The organism is Pseudomonas sp. 05T35 (assembly GCF_056396605.1).
On record NZ_JBFTLU010000406.1, the window covers coordinates 1 to 4242 of the forward strand.

3 protein-coding genes are annotated in these 4242 nt (G+C 46.5%); 1 reads left to right on the forward strand and 2 read right to left on the reverse strand.

What is annotated here, in order from left to right; genetic code table 11:
• Window positions 1-606 precede the first annotated feature (606 nt).
• Window positions 607-822 carry a hypothetical protein gene (locus AC1DH9_RS23970; protein WP_477806082.1) on the forward strand — a complete coding sequence of 72 codons (216 nt, stop codon included), beginning with the start codon at window positions 607-609 and terminating at the stop codon, window positions 820-822.
• A 268-nt stretch (window positions 823-1090) separates the two neighbouring features.
• Here AC1DH9_RS23970 and AC1DH9_RS23975 read toward each other — a convergent pair whose 3' ends face one another.
• Window positions 1091-1822, reverse strand: a complete 732-nt coding sequence (locus AC1DH9_RS23975) for a hypothetical protein (RefSeq protein ID WP_477806083.1) — start codon at window positions 1820-1822, stop codon at window positions 1091-1093.
• Window positions 1822-4242 (reverse strand): hypothetical protein (locus AC1DH9_RS23980; RefSeq protein WP_477808895.1); only part of this gene is annotated, 2421 nt, incomplete at its 5' end. The genes AC1DH9_RS23980 and AC1DH9_RS23975, both read right to left, overlap by 1 nt.

A 4242-nucleotide genomic window follows, 5' to 3' on the forward strand; every position in this document is an offset into this window, starting at 1 on the left:
GGTGTGGTGTGTTGGACGCTGGATTCAATCGTAGAAATTTGCTCTGCTGCTTTGCCGTCGCCCCGATGATGGATTGGACTGACCAAACTAAAATTTAGTTATATTTCAGCATGATAAATACAAACCTATCCTTTCCATAGCAAAAATCAAGCAGAGAAAAAAGCAGGATTAGTCCCTGAAAAGCTATTTTTTACACGAAAGTCTGTCCAATCCATGGCATACCGGACTGGCATCCAAGACATGACGCTAGAAGAGTTCTCAAACTAGCCGCCACCCATGACCGCTGCGTTGATGATAAAAATGAGTAAGGGTTTTGAGCCCCCTTTCGTATTCACCGCATACCACTCCAGCTCCAGCGGCCGTCAACGTACGCCCCGGCTACTCATCTTCATCCTCTAGAGCCTCCTTAGACTTTCGTTGACGCGCCATCGCTAGCACGCGCCCTTGAGTAGTTCGTCATACAGGTCACGTGCGGGCTCTGATCTTCGCATTGTCGGCTGATGCTCAATTCGATTACCTGCATCCGCCGTTGTGCCCTCGCACTGGTGAAATTGCGGTCGAGAATGTCACTGCTATGCTTGGGGTTTCTCGAAAGGAATCGACACCATGCCAAACGATTATTCACTGTCGGACGTACTGGAAAGACTGTATGAAAACCAGCAGGCCCTGGAAGCAGCCGTTATGGAGTTGACACTGTTGGGTGAGGAGCAAGGGGCATGGAAAGTGGGCGAAAATGTCCGTGGCGCACTTTGGACCATGAGTGAAAACGCTGGCTATATCAAACAAGGCTTGGCTCGTTTGAAGAAATTGGACATCGATTAACCGATTGCACACCAAATGCCCGTCGACAATCATGTCGAAGTAAATTCGGGGGGCCGGTCGGGTTCACCTCACAGGCTGCTATCGGCCAAAAGCAGCAAGTAGATGCGTCAAGAGACTAGGGGCGATTCATACGTAGATTGAAGATCACCGCTAGTATCATTTTTAGCGTACTTGACGGTCAGGCTGCACTAAAAACACGCCCAATGTCCTAATCGGCGACACTGGGCGCTATTTCTCGATGATTTCAATAGGCCTATTTCAATGAAGTTTAGAGTGTTCCAAATGTTCGTTCAAGCTCCATATCAATTACACGACTTATCGCCTCAGTAGCACTTTCTCGATCTTCAAACACAGCCACTAACCCACGCCACTGTTCGACGTATTTACCCGAGCGCCTGAAAGCTGCTGCGTCAAACCCAATCAAACCTATTTTCCCTGCAGACCTATTGATTAGCTCATCAAAATAGTAAGGTGGCCAGTCATTATTGACAGCGAGTTTTAAGTTTTCTAGAAACTGCTCACTATCGTCAGGATCCTCAGTCGCAAATCTCCAAGCAGAGGCCAAATTTTGAATGATTTTAACGATCTCTGCTAAGAGTGCATCGCATCCTTTACTCCAGTCTATCGGGTCACCACTATTCTGCGCATGCCAAATTGCAATGTCTCTAATTTTCTTTTCATTTTCTCTAGAGGTGGGGGGCAAGTTATGGCTCTGCTGTGTGCGCAGATAATTGATTATGTTTTTCGTTTTACCATGCAAGCTAAATTGATCAGGGAATGACGAGCGCAATATGCCAGTTAATTGTTTTTCTGCTACGGGAAACGCTTCATTTATAAAGACATAACCCCACGCTACTAACCTGCAAAAGTAAAGCTCATCTTTGGGTGGAGCAGGATGGGGGACAGTTATTTCCTGAAAAACTTCCTCCCCGCCAAATCCCTTTCGAATATTAGCTGCAAGCTCAACCGTCAATTCTGAGATATTCTCAAAGCTACTCATCAGGAGTGCCTCCAATAGGAGGTATCTGCGATCGGGCCTCTATAGTTGAAGCTAATAGCAAACGGCCGCACAGTTTTACCTAGTGCAAAGTCTCTTGTCGAAAAGTCACTCTCCTGCATATCAATATCTTGATCAAGGCCATCAACCTTTACCGACCAGCGCCCCGGAGCTAAGGCTCTGACTATATGTCCAGAGAAGCTGATAGGCTTCCCATTTGAGTCAGTAACGGTATGCCTGATAGTAATCCTTTTTGATTCAATATACTCGGTATCTCTAGCAAGCTCCCTCCAGCTTCTAACAGCGTCACTTACATCGCCACACAACCACATAAAAACAGCTGCCAAGTATCGCATCTGTGGGGGCAGATTATTCCCCTCAGCGGCCTGCAGCTCGAATATTAGAGATTTGATTCGTTCGCGCGTTTTTTGCTCATAAGGCAAGGGTTGCCTAAAACCTCGAAAAATCCATTGATGGGTAGCACACAGCCATTCCATTGATATTAAAAGCTGTATTGCTCGAGCATCTAAAGCGACTTTCTTTTTTGCTGATTCAAGATATTTCGCCACATCCGTGGCTTTTCTAATATCGCCATCGGTAACGTCTTCTATACTATCAGGGCGCATGGGGGCAATGGCCTTCGCCCGCAAATAATACCCAAGCGAGGACCCACTTTGCTCAAGGGACGAAAATGCTTCATCACTCAGAGCTTGGTCTTCCAGCATGTCAGCAGCAAATAGCTTCTGCCTATCGTATAAAGATTTTTCTTTGCGCCCCAAGCTTGTGGGGTCTACAACATCTAGAGTGGCTCGAATATCTGCCTGCAACTCAGCTTTCTGTATGTCATCGAGTTTAGTTGCTTTTTTTAGTACACCAATTGGCACCCATAGCGCAATATCTAAAGGTTGATAGCTGAAAGCTTTTCCTATAGCGATACGCGCAGCTTCTCGGGCAGCACAATAACTCGACCAAACTTCATCCTCCCGAACTGCGCTGTCAATTGCCAGAAAACCATAAGTTGCTGCACGCTCTGTGAACAAAAATTCTCTGGTGCGCTTAGCGGCATACAGCTTTGAACTGCTTTCACTATCGATTGCGGATAGCGTATCGTTTACAGCACTTGATGCTTCGGCCAAGACTAGTGTCTTCAGCTCTATGTCGATTTCATGATCATGCGTTCTGATATACGCTCTTCTTAGAGCAGATTCCTGGAGCATTAGCCTTGCATTAAGAACGCCTTTTTTAATCCGTAGATTTGTAAGGCAGCGAGCTATCTCCAAATAACTGTCTTTATAGCGCTCACCAACCGGTCCATCACTGCCCATCGCGTAAACTATATCGACGGCAAAGTGCGCCTCTTCACCACCTTCTGACCCCGCACGATAGGCATTAGATAGCAGTTCTAGTATATATTTTGCTTCGGTCGAAGGCGATCCCAATCGCCTATTGCAAACCAGTTCAGCTTCGATTTGTAGTCTCGAGCTAATTAATAACTCGCTTTCATCTTGACCTCCATAGTGCCAACGGAATATATCCTGCCCCTCGAAAACATCGCGTATAAGTTCAAGGTCGATTCCATCGGGGTCTTTGCCACCATAGGAGGTTACGGCTCTCAACAGCAGATTGATGGGAACCGATCTGTATAAACGGGATACCGCCATTACATAGTCAATTACCCTCGCCGCGGGAGAATCGTACTCGGCATCCTCAGAAGTTTGATTTTCAAAAAAACCAGTAGTGGATTTTGCATAACCCGCTTTAACTAGCGCCAAGGCTAAAGAGCTCAAATTTTTACGAGGCCTTGGTTTTTCTCCTTTTATACGAAGATAGGTTTCAGTCAATCGCACTTCACGACTAAGACCATCCGCTATTCCACTTCGGCTATCTGGGAGACTCCAGTAAAAACGTGCTAGCGCGTGATCAGAAGCGGCATCAAATTTGGAGTTGAGCTGCGAAAATGATTCTGCAAGACTCTTCAAAAGCCCCTGCTCCTCATTAGTTAAGGAGGTAGGCGCGTGTATATGGTAGCTTGCTTTAGTTTCGATTCTATAACTGGTACCAACAATAACTACTTTATGACCGCTGCTTCTAAGTGCCTGCAGTAGCTCATCATATCGGTGCGGAGGAGAATTGGCATCTATCAATATAAGCGTAACTGCTGCCGTACGCCCCATAGCTTCTAGGAAAGGGGCTATTTCAGCAGCTTGCGGTATCCGTTGGCCACTCACCATCAAGACTGCCGCCTTTTCTTTCTCTCTAGCAGTGACAGCGAGACGGCCCAAGGCAATGGTCTTCCCAACTCCAGATTGCCCATGAATAATTATGGCGTCTTTCTGTTCGTGATGGCGATTAAGTGCTTTAGTTACCTTCCCACGCAATACAGTTTCAAAACTTCGCTCAAAAGCGTACCCGCGCCTAACTCC